This is a genomic window from Pontibacter sp. LHS1 (genome assembly GCF_058932855.1).
This window is the reverse complement of the sequence record NZ_JBZYWF010000017.1, coordinates 39,157-54,822: the sequence shown is the minus strand read 5'-3', so window position 1 is coordinate 54,822 and position 15,666 is coordinate 39,157. Positions and strand designations below refer to the sequence as shown.

Annotated in this window: 14 protein-coding genes; 5 read left to right on the top strand and 9 right to left on the bottom strand. The window is 50.0% G+C overall.

Annotated elements, in window-relative coordinates; all coding sequences use genetic code 11:
- Nucleotides 1-53: 53 nt before the first annotated feature.
- Nucleotides 54-746 carry a 2-C-methyl-D-erythritol 4-phosphate cytidylyltransferase gene (locus tag AC5FXQ_RS20565; RefSeq protein ID WP_493604291.1) on the top strand — a complete coding sequence of 231 codons (693 nt, stop codon included), beginning with the start codon at nucleotides 54-56 and terminating at the stop codon, nucleotides 744-746.
- Here the strand turns inward: AC5FXQ_RS20565 and AC5FXQ_RS20560 are convergent.
- The 3 genes from AC5FXQ_RS20560 to AC5FXQ_RS20550 all read right to left on the bottom strand — a co-directional run bounded on the left by AC5FXQ_RS20560 (nucleotide 743) and on the right by AC5FXQ_RS20550 (nucleotide 3,357).
- A complete protein-coding gene (locus tag AC5FXQ_RS20560) occupies nucleotides 743-1,471 on the bottom strand; it encodes an ABC transporter ATP-binding protein (protein WP_493604290.1) in 729 nt (242 codons plus the stop codon). The two genes, AC5FXQ_RS20565 and AC5FXQ_RS20560, sit on opposite strands and share 4 nt — an antisense overlap.
- Nucleotides 1,472-1,542: 71 nt before the next feature.
- Nucleotides 1,543-1,764, bottom strand: a complete 222-nt coding sequence (locus AC5FXQ_RS20555) for a DUF2795 domain-containing protein (protein WP_007652164.1) — start codon at nucleotides 1,762-1,764, stop codon at nucleotides 1,543-1,545.
- Between the two features lie 279 nt (nucleotides 1,765-2,043).
- On the bottom strand, nucleotides 2,044-3,357 hold the full coding sequence (locus AC5FXQ_RS20550) for a DUF349 domain-containing protein (protein ID WP_493604289.1): 1,314 nt from the start codon (nucleotides 3,355-3,357) through the stop codon (nucleotides 2,044-2,046).
- Nucleotides 3,358-3,723: 366 nt separating this feature from the next.
- Between AC5FXQ_RS20550 and ettA the strand changes: the two genes are divergently transcribed.
- Entirely contained in the window at nucleotides 3,724-5,394 is a 1,671-nt protein-coding gene (ettA, locus tag AC5FXQ_RS20545; RefSeq protein WP_493604288.1) for an energy-dependent translational throttle protein EttA, read from the top strand.
- Between the two features lie 995 nt (nucleotides 5,395-6,389).
- Here the strand turns inward: ettA and AC5FXQ_RS20540 are convergent.
- Together AC5FXQ_RS20540 and AC5FXQ_RS20535 are read right to left on the bottom strand one after the other, a co-directional pair.
- On the bottom strand, nucleotides 6,390-7,958 hold the full coding sequence (locus AC5FXQ_RS20540; protein ID WP_493604287.1) for a serine hydrolase: 1,569 nt from the start codon (nucleotides 7,956-7,958) through the stop codon (nucleotides 6,390-6,392).
- Between the two features lie 122 nt (nucleotides 7,959-8,080).
- The gene (locus tag AC5FXQ_RS20535; RefSeq protein WP_493604286.1) at nucleotides 8,081-9,094 is read right to left on the bottom strand and encodes a zinc dependent phospholipase C family protein; all 1,014 of its coding nucleotides are present in this window, start codon (nucleotides 9,092-9,094) and stop codon (nucleotides 8,081-8,083) included.
- Nucleotides 9,095-9,298: 204 nt separating this feature from the next.
- Here AC5FXQ_RS20535 and AC5FXQ_RS20530 point away from each other — a divergent pair, with 204 nt between their 5' ends.
- Nucleotides 9,299-9,736, top strand: a complete 438-nt coding sequence (locus tag AC5FXQ_RS20530; RefSeq protein ID WP_493604285.1) for a DUF1810 domain-containing protein — start codon at nucleotides 9,299-9,301, stop codon at nucleotides 9,734-9,736.
- A 158-nt stretch (nucleotides 9,737-9,894) separates the two neighbouring features.
- Complete coding sequence (gene lepB / locus AC5FXQ_RS20525; protein WP_493604308.1) at nucleotides 9,895-10,986, top strand: signal peptidase I; 1,092 nt, start codon at nucleotides 9,895-9,897, stop codon at nucleotides 10,984-10,986.
- A 53-nt stretch (nucleotides 10,987-11,039) separates the two neighbouring features.
- On the opposite strand, the gene AC5FXQ_RS20520 is transcribed toward lepB, so the two are convergent.
- The 4 genes from AC5FXQ_RS20520 to ruvX form a co-directional block, all read right to left on the bottom strand.
- Nucleotides 11,040-11,390: a hypothetical protein gene (locus tag AC5FXQ_RS20520; RefSeq protein WP_493604284.1), complete on the bottom strand. Its 351-nt coding sequence runs from the start codon at nucleotides 11,388-11,390 to the stop codon at nucleotides 11,040-11,042.
- Between the two features lie 180 nt (nucleotides 11,391-11,570).
- Complete coding sequence (locus tag AC5FXQ_RS20515) at nucleotides 11,571-12,359, bottom strand: alpha/beta fold hydrolase (protein ID WP_493604283.1); 789 nt, start codon at nucleotides 12,357-12,359, stop codon at nucleotides 11,571-11,573.
- Between the two features lie 205 nt (nucleotides 12,360-12,564).
- Nucleotides 12,565-13,137 carry a peptide deformylase gene (gene def / locus AC5FXQ_RS20510; RefSeq protein WP_493604282.1) on the bottom strand — a complete coding sequence of 191 codons (573 nt, stop codon included), beginning with the start codon at nucleotides 13,135-13,137 and terminating at the stop codon, nucleotides 12,565-12,567.
- A complete protein-coding gene (gene ruvX, locus AC5FXQ_RS20505) occupies nucleotides 13,134-13,550 on the bottom strand; it encodes a Holliday junction resolvase RuvX (protein ID WP_493604281.1) in 417 nt (138 codons plus the stop codon). The genes def and ruvX overlap by 4 nt, the downstream gene beginning before the upstream one ends.
- A gap of 374 nt (nucleotides 13,551-13,924) precedes the next feature.
- Between ruvX and AC5FXQ_RS20500 the strand changes: the two genes are divergently transcribed.
- Nucleotides 13,925-15,610: a S41 family peptidase gene (locus tag AC5FXQ_RS20500; RefSeq protein ID WP_493604280.1), complete on the top strand. Its 1,686-nt coding sequence runs from the start codon at nucleotides 13,925-13,927 to the stop codon at nucleotides 15,608-15,610.
- Nucleotides 15,611-15,666 lie beyond the last annotated feature (56 nt).

Genomic DNA, 15,666 nt, shown 5'->3' with positions numbered 1-15,666 from the left:
GATGTAGTGCAGCTAGCCAACTGTGCAGAAACAGCAGTATATACACCTATCCTATGGAAAAAGCTTTGCAGCAATACGCCATTATCGTAGCCGGTGGCACGGGCAGTCGCATGCAGCACAGTATGCCGAAGCAGTTCATCGAGCTTGCCGGCAAGCCAATCCTCATGCACACGATTGAGAGGTTCTATACCTACAATACCGATATACGCATCGTTGTGGTGCTGCCGGAAGACCAGTTGCAGGTATGGCGAAACCTTTGCAAGCAGCATAAGTTTCCTGTTTTTCATATGGCAGTGCCGGGGGGGAAGACACGCTTTGGTTCTGTGAAAAATGGCCTGGCGACGGTGCATGGCGAGGCGCTGGTAGCTGTGCATGATGGGGTACGGCCGTTCGTAAGCTCTGCCACAATTAAAGCTGCCTTTGAGCAGGCGGCTGAGTCGGGTGCTGCCGTAGTGGCTGTGTCTCCTAAAGACTCTATTCGGGAGTTGACCGAGGGCGGGAGCCAGGCTGTGCCACGCACCAGGTATAAACTCGTGCAAACCCCGCAGTGCTTCAAAGCCAGCCTTTTACAGAAAGCGTACGAGCAACCCGAGCAGGAGTACTTCACCGACGATGCTTCCGTCGTAGAGCAGCTGGGTGCAGGTATAGCCCTGGTAGAGGGCAGCTATAGCAATATCAAGATCACAACGCCTGAAGATCTGCTGTTGGCTGAAGTACTCGTGAAGCAGTTCGATCCGGCGTCCTAACGGACGATGCGCTGCGCTTCCAGAAATTCCTGGTTCTGCTGCACTGTTTCAGGAGAAAGCGGTTCTAGATTAGGGTCGGGCTTAGACAGGTTGAGGAGGTAGCCTTGCATGGGCAGCAGGTTGTATAGGTCATGTGTTATGCAGAACACCGTTTTACCTTTTTGCTGTACCCATTGCTGTAAAAGCTGGAATACCTGTTTCTTATAATAAACATCCAGTTGCTGGGTAGGCTCATCTAGTAACACCACGTCGGCGTCCTGTAGCATCAGCTGCGCCAGCCACACCATTTGCTGCTCACCCCCCGAAAGTGTAGTAAAGTCCTGCTCCTGCAGATGTGTCAGTTCCAGTTGCGCCAGTGTAGCGCGAGCTAAAGCATAATCCTGTGCGGTATAATTCTCAAAAAAGCTCTTTCTCCTGAAAAGGCCCATCACAACGAGATCAAGCACGCTGATAGAGAAAGAAACGATGTTTTTTTGGGGCAGGTAGGAGAGGAGGCCGGATGCTGCTGCGTCTTTCGTGTCGCGCAGGTCACGACCCTGCAGCAGGAGCTGCCCCTGATAGGGTATCTTTTGCTGAAAAGCCCTGAAAAGGGTTGTCTTGCCTGCTCCGTTGTGACCAACAATAGCTACAAATGCCTGCGAAGGCACAGAAAAAGAAAGGTTGCGGATCAGAGTTCGATGCTCATAACCCGCAACCAGATTTTTTACTTCAACGATGTTTTTCAATGAGTAATGAATAGTGAAAATGAATAATATAAAGCCAATTACTCATTATCCATTATCTAATTAATCATGAATTAGTATTCGTCTTCGTTGAACATGAAGTCTTCCTTGGTAGGATAGTCAGGCCAGATCTCCTCAATGTTCTCATAAGGCTGCCCGTCATCTTCAAGTGCCTGCAGGTTTTCTACTACCTCCATAGGGGCGCCTGAGCGAATAGAGTAATCGATCAGCTCGTCCTTAGTGGCTGGCCAAGGTGCGTCCTCCAGGTATGATGCTAATTCCAGTGTCCAATACATAGTATGTGTCTCCTTAATCTAAATGGCGTTGAAAAAAATAGTTCGCAAAAGTATGAATTAATTCACAAACTAAAATTTTTTTGAAATATTTATTGCTTTTTGTGATTGTTTTTACCAAAACAACGCAAATACACCGTAAATGTTCATTTTGAGTCAAATTTTTTTGACCCCGCTTTTTCGCTGCAGTTTGCCCTGATTGGGCTGTATGTAAATATAAAAAGCGCCTGCCGCATTCGCAACAGGCGCTTCCCTAAAAAATATTGGTAAATCTGAATTTCTCTATTTATTGATGGTACTGAGCTGCTCCTGGAACATCTCGATCAGGGCCTGCTTGGTTTTAATCTTACGGTTGAAGTTGCGAATCTTGCCCAAAAGCATGTTGCGGAACGAGTCATTGCTTGGTGCTTCGCTCAGTTTGCCCAGGTTCGTTTCAAGCACTTCAAGCTCCTGGCGGTCTGACTTGATGAAGTCACGCAGGGCGTTGATGCGGGCATGCAGCCCCTCTTCGTGGCTATAGGTTTCGTTGGCGTTCTGCTGGCGCTTACGGATGTAGTGCTCCAGGCTGCTCATCTCAAATACACGGTCGCAGGCCTTAATGAAACGCTCCCAGATCGCATCTGAAACATCAGGGCGTACAGGGCCTACTTTTTTCCATTCTGCCTGCAGTTCCTTGGCGCGCCTTACGGCATCGTTGAGGCTGTTTTGCTGCAGCAACTGCTCGGCCTGGCTTACCAGCTCCTGCTTGCGCTCCAGGTTGGTGTCGTAGTATTTTTCTTTCGAGTCAGCCTTCTCGTTCGTGATCTTTACTTTAAGGCGCTCAAAGAAGTGATTGTGCGCTTTTCTGAACTCAGTCCACAGCTTATTGGTAGTGGCACGCGGCAAAGATCCTCCAATCTGCTTCCATTGCGTCTGCAGATCTTTTAGCTTGGCTGTGGTTGCTTCCCAATCCTCAGAGTTTTGTAGTGCTACCGACTTGGCGATCAGGTCTCTATACCTGTCGTAGGTGCGGTTCTGCATTTGTTTCTTATCATTGAAGAAAGACTTCTTGCGTTCAAAGAAAGCCTCCAAAGCTGTTTTAAAGCGCTCTTCGATCTCGTCGGTCAGTTCTTTCTCTACAGGGCCTGTTTTGATCCAGGTGGCACGGAGGTCCTTCATCTTGTCAGAAGTCTCTTTCCACTCCATACTGTCCTGCAGCGCCTCTGCCTCCTGTATAAGTCCGATCTTGATGCTGAGGTTCTTTTCGCGGTTCTGCTTGATGGTTTCATTTATCTCTTCCTCCGCTTTGCTCAGGGTATGATAAATAGCCTCAAAGTCACCTAACGCATCATAGTTACCTACCTGGTCTTTCATGTGCAGTACTTTCATCAGGAAAGAGCCTTTGTTTTCGGAAGTTGCAATGCGCTCGAGCAGGGCGTTTACTTTGTCGCTAAACATGTGAAAGCGCTTGGCAAAATAAACCAGCGAGTCATCTTCTGATTCTTTCACCTCACCTACTTTTCTGTCGGGGTAGGTCATAAAAGCTTTCAGCCATACTTGCTGGTCCTGAATAAAGCCATATTTTTTGGCTTCTTCCAATAGGTCGTTGTTTTCCATTTAAGGATCGGGTTAGAATCGGAACATAAAAGGGCAAAGGGTCCAAAATTTAGACTAACCTTAGCATACGCAAGTCAGGTTGTAGCGTTGACACTCTGCTGTTTAGCAGCAGAAGCCTTCTGGCAACGACCTGTTTTGGTGCTAGGGTAAGTCTGTGCGGACTTCTCCCATACAGTTTTTCTACAAGTTTAGTGATTTCAAAGCACTTTTGTGAACCATAAACACATGAATTTTTACGATATTTGTGTTTGGCGGCATAAATAATGGCTAAACCGTGCACTTTTGCCAGGTTAGGCGCTGTAAATGCCATTTTTCCTCTAAACTAATTTACTGCCCGCTGGCAGTACTAAACTGATATACAGTAAAATGAGCAACGAAACCATTATCTTCTCCATGGCCGGGGTCAGCAAGATCTACCCGCCACAGAAACAAGTACTCAAAAATATCTACCTCTCCTTTTTCTATGGTGCCAAAATTGGCGTGCTGGGTTTGAACGGCTCCGGTAAATCGAGTCTGCTCAAGATCATCGCCGGCGTGGACAAAGAGATCCGCGGCGAAGTGGTATGGTCGCCGGGCTACTCGGTAGGCTACCTGGAGCAGGAGCCACAACTGGACCCAACCAAGACAGTGCGCGAAGTAGTAGAGGAAGGCGTAAGCGAGGTTGTTGGCCTGTTGAAGGAGTTTGACGAGATCAACATGAAGTTTGCCGAGGAGATGACCGACGATGAGATGAACAAGCTCATCGAGCGCCAGGGTGAGGTGCAGGAGCGCCTGGACCAACTCAACGCCTGGGAACTGGACAACCGCCTGGAGCGTGCGATGGATGCCCTGCGCACACCGCCTGAGGACGCCGTCATCGGAAACCTGTCGGGTGGTGAGAAGCGTCGCGTGGCTCTTTGCCGCCTGCTGCTGCAGGAGCCAGATGTGTTGCTGCTGGACGAACCTACCAACCACCTCGATGCTGAGTCAGTGGACTGGCTGGAGCAACACTTGCAACACTACAAAGGTACTGTGATCGCCGTAACCCACGACCGCTACTTCCTTGACAATGTGGCTGGCTGGATCCTGGAGCTGGACCGTGGCGAGGGTATTCCGTGGAAAGGCAACTACAGCAGCTGGCTGGAGCAGAAAGCTGCCCGCCTGGCGAAAGAAGAGAAGTCGGAGAGCAAGCGTCAGAAAACCCTGCAGCGTGAATTGGAGTGGGTACGCATGGCGCCGAAAGCCCGTCATGCCAAGTCAAAGGCGCGCATCAGCCAATATGATAAGCTTGCGAGCGAAGAAGCTTCTAAGAAAGAAGAAAAACTGGAGCTCTTTATACCGGATGGCCCACGTTTGGGTGCGCAGGTAATCGAGGCGCATAACATCAGCAAGGCCTATGGCGATAAGCTGTTGTTTGAGAACTTAAACTTCTCCTTGCCGCAGGGTGGCATTGTGGGTATCATTGGTCCGAACGGTGCCGGTAAGACGACGCTGTTTAAGTTGATCACGGGCCAGGAGAAACCCGATGCAGGTGAGTTCACTGTGGGTTCTACCGTGCAGATCTCTTATGTTGACCAGGAGCACGCGAACCTGGATCCGAACAAGTCGGTGTTTGAGGTGATCTCAGGAGGTACGGAGCATATGATGATGGCTGGTCGTCAGGTAAACTCCCGTGCCTATGTAAGCAAGTTTAACTTCTCAGGTGGTGACCAGGAGAAGAAAGTGGAGAAACTGTCGGGTGGTGAGCGTAACCGCGTGCACCTGGCCATGACGCTGAAAGAGGGCGGTAACCTGCTGCTTCTGGACGAACCGACCAACGATCTGGATGTAAATGCCATTCGCGCCCTGGAGGATGCGCTGGAGAACTTTGCAGGCTGTGCCGTGATCATTTCACACGACCGCTGGTTCCTGGACCGTATCTGTACGCATATCCTCGCTTTTGAAGGCGACTCGCAGGTATACTGGTTTGAAGGCAACTATACCGACTACGAGGAGAACAAGAAGAAGCGCTTAGGTGATACTGAGCCAAAGCGTATACGCTACAAAAAGCTGGTATAGATTGCACGATTGTGTACTGAAGTTCAGCTCTCTGTATCAATGGAATCCCCTGGCAACCGTTTAGTTGCCAGGGGATTTTGCTTTTTATTTGCTTGTCAGTGGAGTCAACGACTTAGGTTAAGATTTTTCCCGCAAAATTTTTAACAAAATTTGAATTGAATTATTCTTATGAATTATTTCATTTTGTATTTGTTTGACTATTAGTTAGTTGTATTATGGGCAGGAGGTTAGATAGAAACAGGGTTTAAATATTGTTCTACTAAATAGAATTTATATACAATTGTTTGCATATAATAATTATTTAATATTTATTTGCAATGTCTTCTGGGGAAAATATGATGATATTTAACTAGAAGTGAATTTTTTTATGCTTACAATAATAAAGTCTAACCTAAACCCTAAAACATTCTATTGTCATGAAAAAATTTACCCTTAATGAATCAAAAGCTAATCTGATTGTTGCTGCTTACTTTGTGCTTGGTGGCGCAATAAGTAGTTTACTAGTAGTAGTAGCATAGTTAGCTTAGAAACATATTATATAACAAGGGCGGTGCTCGACAGCACCGCCCTTGTTGCTTTAAAACGGATACTTAATTTCAATTAGTCGTCCAGCAAACGATCGATTACGTTACAGCTAAAAGCATACGCAATGACTCAGTAATCATCTGTACATTAGCAACATACCTACATAGAAATATTTATATATAAAAAATTATAACTGTTTTTGACATAGTACAACAATTGCCTGCATAACACGTAAAGTATACTAAGACGGCCGAAGGTATTTTAAAGCATTTCTAACATTTAAAAGGTTGTCACTCATGAAAAAACTTTACTTTGATGAAGATGCACTCGCATACATTGTCATAGCAGGCTATTTTGCGGTTGCGAGCATTGTTTCTGTTATTGTAGCTTACTAAGAGCTGTATCTTAAAAACAGCGGGGCCATACCTGATTTCAGGTATGGCCCCGCTGTTTTTAAGATTTGAGTTCGTTTACTTCACTTTCTTAAACTCCAGCTCGCTGAAGTGGAAATCAGGGTTATTAGCATCGAGTCTCATTTCAGCAATCTTACCGTCCGGGCCTACAATAAATCGCACCTTCGTAGGCGTAAGCAGCGCGAAGTTGTTTTTCCACTCCAGATCAAAGATGTCATGCTGCCAGTGCGTAAGCTTGCCGCCCAGAGCTGGAGCTGGGGCTAAATCCAACACCAGTTGCTTGTTCTGTACTGTGACAGTGGCATCGCCGTAAAGCGGACTGTTGTAGGTGCCCGCGTAGGCTTCCAGATCCATGGTCGGTTTGCTTTTGCGCGGTTTTTCTTTGCCAGCCTTGGCGGCAGCTTCTTCCTGCGCCTTGCGTGCTTTAGCAATGTTGTCGAGCGAGAACTGGCTCCAGTCGCGGCCGTTCTGTACCCCAAAAAACTGGTCCAGGGTATAATTAGCTAGTGGCGACATGATGCTGCTCATGCTGTTTGTCAGGATGATGATGCCCAGGTTCTCTTCAGGTACCAGTACCGTGCGGCTGTTCATGCCTTCATGTCCGCCACCATGCGCCAATATTTTGCGACCTTCGTAGTCGTTCATCATCCAGCCCAGGCCAGCAGCCGAAAAGTGGGTGGAAGGCACATTGGTTTCAGCTTGTTTGGAGATAGGCAGGGCATTGTGTGCAGTCCACATCATGCGGCTGGCATCTTCGCTGAAGATCTTCTGGCCTTTGTAAGTGCCACGATTGAGCTGCAGGCGCATCCACTGGGCTTGCTGGTTTACGCTCGTAAAAATGCCTGCGGCAGGGTTCCAGTTGTCCCAGGCAGTAAAGGTGGTTGGGTAGGGCCTGTGCTTTTCATCGAAGCCGTGCGGAGAGGCGATGTTATCTTTGCCGGCCAGCTCGTTCACGGAGGTATAAGAGCGGTTCATACCCAGCGGCGTGAAGAAGCGCTGCTTGATAAAGTCTTCCCACGTTTGCCCCGAAACGGCCTCAATGACTTCGCCGGCCGCGATGAACATGAGGTTGGAGTAGCCGTAACCGTCGCGGAAGCTGTAGGCGGGCTTGAGATGACGGGCACGCTCCAGAATTTCGCGGCGACTGTAGGTGGTGTTGTACCAGAGTAGATCCCCGCTGAAGGTGCGGAAGCCAGCGCGATGGCTCAGCAGGTCCTTGATGTTGAGCTCCTGGGTTACATAAGGGTCATAGAGCTGCAGCCAGGGCAGGTGCTTTGTTACTTTGTCGTCCCAGTTGAGTTTGCCTTCATCTACCAATATGCCGAGGGCGGCGGAGGTATAAGCTTTGGAATTGGAGGCGATGCCGAACACCGTGTTAGCATCTACTTGTCCGCCTGCCTTGAGATCGCGCACGCCGTAGCCCTTGGCAAAGATCACAGAGTCATTTTTCACGATGGCAATGGCCATGCCCGGGACATCCCAATCCTTCAGCGCCTTCTGGTAATAGGCATCCAGCTTCTGGAGCGTAGCGGCTGTGTTTTGCTGCGCTGAAGCCTGCAGGCTACACACTGTTGCCAGTGTGAGGAGCAGCACAAGGCGCTTAAAGAAAGTATCAATAGAGTTCATAGGTGAGTAAGTGGGTTGTAGAGGCAAGATAGGCAATTTTACATCCTTTTGCATAACATGGCCTGTCCGTCGTTGTATAGACGACAATAAAGGATACGGGCTGTAGGTGGGGGGCTTTCTAACTACTCTCTGCGTCCTGAAACCCATGTCTTGTTGTGCAGCCGGGTCTCTCCCTCTTCACGGGGCAGGTGAGGGCCTTGTTCGTACTCCTTCAGTTCCATGCGCAGGCGCTCCTGTTCTTCTGCCGATAGGGTAGGAGCTAGCTGCCGGAGGTTGGGCTGACCCGCGTCTACCCAGGCTGTAAACCAATAGCTGGCCACGGTATGGATGGCAAGGCGCATCTGCCGCTCCACCTGCCCGTTCAGTCGGCGGTGATAGGCCTCTGAAAACTCTCTGGAATACACCCGCGTGGTTAGGTTGCCGCGTACTTCGTAGCTATACTTCTTCTCTTCGTCAAAAGCCAGAGTAAGTTCACGCTCAAAACCGAGTACGGAGTCGAGGGCCAGATGGGCGCTGGCGACAATTTCCCAGGCCTTAAGCTGCGGTTGCTCTATATAGCGGGCCTGCCCCACAAAGAAGTCGTAGTTGTCGGAGAGCAGTTCGGGGAGGCGGCTCTCCCAAAAGCCATGTATACCGCGCTGCCCTGTAAACTGTCCGTTGTAGTTGCGGGTGGTGTGCAGCGGCACGCAGGCGTCGGCTATGTAATGGCCCATGTCGGCCGAGAGGCGTAGGATGCGGTCAAGGTCGCGGTCTTTGAAAGCCTGCGTGAGCTGAAACTTCATGCGGTTAATGTGCCAGGGCACGATACCGTGCGCCATGAGCGTATCTTCACCATAGCGCTCCACCGCTTGTTGCCAGTAGCGGGGCATTTTATAAAGGGCGCTGTCGCCGTATACGTCTAGGTCGATGTAGTGGCGGGGCGCCTCGCCAGCCACTGCATAGCGGCGACGGTCTGGGTTCACGGCGTTTTCTGTGATGTAGCGGATGTGCTTTTTGTAGAAGCCCACCATCTCGGGCGGCAGCGTATACACAGCCAACCGGTTGATGCGCTGGTGCGCGAAAAAGCCCCAGCTATACCCGGTGAGGGGCAGCAGGAAGGTGAAGAGAAGCAGTACAGCGATTTGTCGGAAAGCCATACCTGCGGTGTACGGAGAATAGCGGAATTTGTATGTTATAAGCCTTACAGGCTGTCTCAGAAGTGCGAAGTAAAAATAGGTGTAGTATGACTGTGAGTCTGGCTGGCAGAGCCCTAAATTAGAAATGTAGATTATGTAAGGTTTACATGCAGAAGTTTACAGTTTTCGTTTAAACTCTTTTGTTCCGACATACACTTGACACACATGAGCATAGAAAATATATCAAGCCTTACCCGCTTCCTGGACGCACAAGCTGACAGCTACCAGCAGGCACTAACCGAAATCGAAAATGGCAGGAAGCGTAGCCATTGGATGTGGTATATTTTCCCGCAGCTGCAGGGATTGGGGTATAGCGAGACCGCCCGTTACTACGCCATTAAAGATCTGGCAGAGGCCCGGCTATACCTGCAGCACCCTGTGCTGGGGCAAAGGTTAGTAGAGATTTCCAAAGCCATGTTAGCGCTGGAGGGAAAAACAGCCAACCAAATCCTGGGGAGCCCAGATGACCTGAAGCTGCGCTCCAGTATGACCCTGTTTGCCGCAGTACCCGGTGCTGATCCTGTTTTCAAAGCTGTGCTCGACAAATATTATGATGGCAAGGAGGATGAAAAGACACTGCAGCTTTTGGAGTCGCTGAGGTAATGCAGGCGCTCTTTCCAGCCAAAATGCAGGCCCGTGCAGGCAGTTATAAACTAAGCCTATACCTTTCCAGGGTATGGGCACGTAATTTTTTAAGCAAAGATCATAATTTACTGAAACTTGCTGCAGTTAGAATATAGTGGACCTACTATACTATGATGATGCAGTTAAAACTCTGGAAGAAGAAATCGGCTGAGAGGCCAGCCAAGAAAAGTGTGTTGCGCGAATGGGGAAACGCTTTGATGTTTGCCGTGGTGGTTTCCACGTTTTTCCGCTGGGCCACATTTGAAGCCTATGCTATCCCGACGCCTTCTATGGAGAAGTCCATGTTGGTGGGCGACCGCTTATTTGTGAGCAAACTGCACTACGGCCCCCGCACTCCCATGACGCCACTGCAGGTGCCACTCACGCACCAAACCATTTGGGGTACGGATCTACCTGCTTACTCTGATGCCTTGCAATTGAAGTCTTACCGGTTGCCCGGCTTTTCGGAGGTGAAGCATAACGATCCGGTCGTGTTCAATTTTCCGGATGAACCAGAGCATCCCATGGACCAGCGTACGCACTACGTGAAGCGCTGCGTAGGTATAGCCGGCGACATGCTGGAGATCCGTGACCGGCAGGTATACGTGAACGGTAAGCCACTTGACAACCCGGAGCAGCTGCAGTACGGCTATTTTATGGCCACCGACAAGGTGCTACAGCCGAAGTTCTTCAGAGAGCGAAGTCTCACAGACGTATACCCGGTGCAGGGTGGTTACCTACTGCACACCACACCTGCCAGGGCGCGGGAATTAGCTTCGCTTGTTTTTATACAGGGTATCGAGTTGCAACAAATGGCGTCGGGCGAATCAGAGCCAGGTATATTTCCGCAGGTGCCAGGCCAGAACTGGAACCGCGATAACTACGGTCCGCTCTACATCCCAAAGCAAGGCGCATCGGTCACTATTACACCCGAAACACTACCCATTTACCAAAATATCATCCTGGAATACGAGCAGAACAAAAACGCTGAGGTACGGGACGGCCGGCTATACCTGGATGGAGCTGAGGCCACAAGCTATACCTTCCGGCAGAACTACTACTTTATGATGGGCGACAACCGTCACAACTCTCTCGACTCCCGCTACTGGGGCTTTGTGCCGGAAGACCACATTGTCGGCAAACCTTTGTTTACCTGGCTTTCGGTGGATGAAGAAGCGGGTGGGTTGGATAAAATTCGCTGGCGTCGGTTGTTTAGCTGGGTGGAGTAATAACCTCAGCTATGACTAGCAGCGGCAGTTGCTGCTAGTCATAGCTGGACAGGCTAGGTGCTGGTCTTTCTGATGGAGACTTTTATGCGGAGCCACTCTTCGGCCCCCTCTTCCTCATCGAATGACTTTACATCGAGCACCTCCCTGAGGTTAGGAAACAATGCTTTAAATGACCGCTGCCCATAAATGCCTGGAGACAGTACATGTGCAAAGTAGCGCAGCCCCAAACTTTTGGCCTGTGGGGCCCACTTAAAGGCCAGCCAATTAACTGCTGCTTCCCAGGGTCCTATTAGCTCCCGGTTACTGTTCAGAATTCCTGGCGATGGCTTCTGCCGCAACATCGACAGAACCAAGTTACCGCCCATCACAACAGTTTCAAGAGACTGTATACCAATCCAGTTCATAGCTATAAAGCCATTATCAGGCATCCTTCTTACCTCTAGGAAAACATCTCCGTTAGCCTTCTTTAATTCTTTATATTCTATACTGTCTGTCAATTCCACTAAAAGCTATATCTGTTTCTCCGCAGCTCAATGACTTTGCGCCTACTGACCGGTACCTCCACAGATACATGTACGGTATTTTTACAAAAAATTCTTAGTAGCCTTGATCGTCTCTTCCGGCGCGCTCAGGTTAGGGCAATGGCCTGTCGCCTCTAGCACTACGAATTTGCTGCCAGCGATGCTCCGGTGGGTAAATTCGCCAACCGGCAGCGGGGCAATGGCGTCCTCCGAGCATTGCAAAATCAGGGTGTCTGTCTTTACCTGAGGCAGGTCCTTTCGGTTGTCTGACAAGAAGGTGATATGGGCAAAGTCATTGGCAATTTCGGGGTTGCTTTTGCAGAAGCTCTGCGCCAACTCCTGTGCCAATTCCGGACGGTCAGCGTTCCCCATGATCACAGGGGCAATCGTGTTGGACCAACCCAAATAGTCTCCGTCCAGCGACATAAGCAGGCCATCTATGTCCTGTCTGGAAAATCCTCCAAAGTACTCTCCATCGTTAATAAAGCTTGGCGAAGGGCTAACGAGCACAAGCTTAGAGAAGCGCTCAGGCTCCTGTATGGCAGCCAGTACTCCGATCATGGCACTTACCGAGTGGCCTACAAAGATGACATCCTGCAGGTCCAGTTCGTGGCATATCTCCAGGACATCAGCCGCATAACCGTGCAGCGACGAGTAGCGATCTTTTGAATAGGTAGAGGCGTCTGAGTTACCAAACCCTATGTGATCGAAAAGTACAATCTTATAATCATCCTGAAAAGCAGGAGTAATATAACGCCACATGTTCTGATCGCAGCCGTAGCCATGAGCAAACAGCATCGGCTTTTCTCCTTTTCCGGTTACCGTCACATTGTTTCGTTTAATCGCATTCATAAGTTTGAGTATAGAAAGTGAGGTGAAGAAAAATGTTGGTAATTGAATAGATGTGCCGCTAAGGTAGGCATGGCCGATGAGAGTACAGCACAAAATCTTAAGTTTAACCTTTGATGATTTGCGCGGCGGATGTGTGGCAGTAAAGTAAATCGCCTGCCACAGCGGTCTGGAGCAGGCGATCTTTCATCGGTGTCGGGTATAGCGATTAGCGCTTCTTCGTTGCCGCTATCGGGAATTTCATGCGGTAGTCCGCATCCACTTCTCCTTTGGATATTTTGGTTAGCTTGTTCTTGATCAGGCGCTTTTTCAAACCGGAAAGGTGGTCTGTGAACAGGATGCCCTCGATGTGGTCGTACTCGTGCTGAATTACACGGGCCGTCATGCCGTCGTAGGTATCGGTGTGTTCGTTCCAGTCCTGGTCGAAGTAGCGGATTACGATGCGCTCGGGACGGTATACCACTTCACGCACACCCGGTATGCTCAGGCAACCTTCCTCAAAGCCCCACTCTTCACCATCTTCCTCTATGATCTCCGGGTTGATGAACGCCTTTTTCACACCTTTTCCTTCGTCGCCCTCATCCATCATTGGTTCTGAATCGATGACGAACAGGCGGATGCCCTTGCTGATCTGAGGGGCAGCCAGGCCCACGCCATGCGCATGGTACATGGTGGTGTACATGTCTTCGATGAGCTCGTTCAGGCCTTCGTAGTCCTTTGGAATGTCCTGCGCCGGCTCTTTCAGCACCGGGTCGCCATAGGCGGTAATAGGATAAATCATATTGTTCTGCTTTCTAAATACGACTGTAAAATAATGGCGGCACTTACGCGGTCCACGGTGCCTTTGTCTTGGCGATCCTTTTTCTTAAGTCCGCCGGCCAGCATCGCTTTCTGAGCCATACTGGAGGTAAAGCGCTCGTCTACGGTGTGGACTGGTATACCCGGAAACTCCTTCTGGAGCTTACGTACAAAGCCAATGACATGTGGCGTTGCATCGGTGGCTTCACCGGTCAGGCGGCGCGGCATGCCTACCACAAAAGCCTCCACGGGTTCGCGCTGGGTATAGGCTTTCAGGTAAGTCAGCACATCTTTGGCATGTATAGTTTCGAGCGGCGAAGCAATGATCTGGAGTGTGTCCGTTGCGGCCAGCCCCACCCGCTTGTTGCCGTAGTCTATACCTAAAATTCTCGCCATAGTGCCCTGTGTAACGTCTTTTGCCTGCCTTAATCGAGCATTTGCGCTTTAAAAATACAAAGTTAAGGGATTTAATCAGGATTTACAGGATTAAAAAGGATTGGCGGGGTTGATCAGGTTGGAGAGGCTGGGCTCCACTGCGTCTTGCAGACCCGTGCGTGTCTTGTGAGCAAAAAAAAGGTAGCTTGTCCGGATCTTTTTATACTAAAATGGAATAAAACCCGACCAAAGCTTTGTTAAAAGAATAACAAGCTGTACTGTATGCAGGTATACTTAAAAAGGAGCCTTGCATAGCGATGCTTGAATATTTATCTCTGTAAAGCTGCAAAAAAGCGCCCGCTTAGCTTTATATTTAACCGTTTTTAGAGATCGAGATGAGCGAAGAAACCAAATACAAATCACAGGAGGAGCCGGAAGTGCCAGAGCAGGGCAAAGCCCGCAACACGCCTTTTCAGGTGCGCTTGCCCCTGTACATCGCCTTGGCCCTGATTGTGGGGGTGCTGATCGGCGCAAATACCTTTTCCCCTTCCGATAACAATCCGCAAAGTACAGCCAAGGCTTACTTGAAATTCCGTGACATACTAAGCTACATCGACCGCGATTACGTGGACACCGTGGACACCGAGAAGCTCACCGACCACGCTATCACCAAGATGCTCGAGAAGCTAGATCCACATACCTCTTACATTCCGGCTGCCGATCTGGCCATGGCCCGATCATACCTGGAAGGCGATTTTGAAGGCATCGGCGTGGAGTTCAATATTTTTAAAGACACGATTTATGTGATTACGCCCCTGAGCGGCGGTCCGTCAGAAGCGGCAGGTATACAGGCCGGCGACAAGATTGTGACTGTAAACGGCGAGAATGTAGCGGGTACAGGTATAACGAACGAAGGCGTATTCAAGCGCCTGCGGGGCCCCAAAGGCACAGACGTAAAGATACAGGTGCTGCGCAAAGGCAACAAGAAGCCATTCGAATTCACGATCACCCGCAACAAGATCCCAACCGTGTCAGTGGATGTGAACTACATGGTGAACAGCAACACGGGCTACATTAAAGTGAGCCGCTTTGCCAACAATACCTTCGACGAGTTTAAGACAGCCTTGACCGGGCTCAAGAAAAAAGGTATGCAGCAGCTGATACTCGACCTGCGCGGCAACCCAGGCGGTTACATGGACCACGCTACCCGCATGGCCGACGAGTTTATTGCAGGCGACAGGATGATCGTGTATACCGATGGCAAAGGCACCCGCTACGACTCCAAGTCTTTTGCCCGCACCAAGGGTGATTTCGAAAACGGTCCTGTGATCGTGCTGTTGGACGAGGGCAGTGCCTCTGCCTCCGAGATTGTGGCAGGCGCCCTGCAGGACAACGACCGTGCCCTGATTGTGGGACGACGCTCGTTTGGAAAAGGACTGGTGCAGATGCCAATCCCACTGAACGATGGTTCGGAACTGCGCCTGACCATTTCGCGCTACTACACGCCGAGTGGCCGCTCTATCCAGAAGCCTTATGTGGCAGGTACCGAGGATTATCAGAAAGATATGCTGAACCGCTTCGAGAATGGTGAGTATTTCCATCCGGATAGCAGCCTGTTTGTGGATTCACTTAAGTATAAGACAGGCAAAGGCCGTGTGGTGTATGGTGGCGGGGGTATCATGCCTGATGTGTTTGTGCCGCGCGATACTACTGAGTTGTCGGAGCTGCTGAGCCAGCTGTACAGCAAGAATGTGATCAGGGAGTATGCATTGGCCTACTACAACGACAACCGTAAAGACCTGGAGAAGATGTCGATGGATAAGTTCGTTAAGTCGTTCAACGTGTCTGATAAAATGCTGCAGGAGTTGATGCGTATGGCAGCACAGTCGGAGGTGAAGTACGACGAGGCCCAGTACAAGCGCTCACAGACGCTGCTCCGTAACAACGTGAAGGCTTTCATCGGCCGCAGCGTATACGGTAATCCGGGCTTCTTCCCGATCCTGCACGAGAAGGACGAGGAGTTCCAGGAGGCCCTGCGCCAGTTCGGGAAAGCCCAGCGCCTTGCCAAAGGGGGCGTATAACAAATCAGGATTTATACCTGTATCAGAAAGGCACCCGGTAGGGCTGCTTTTGTAAA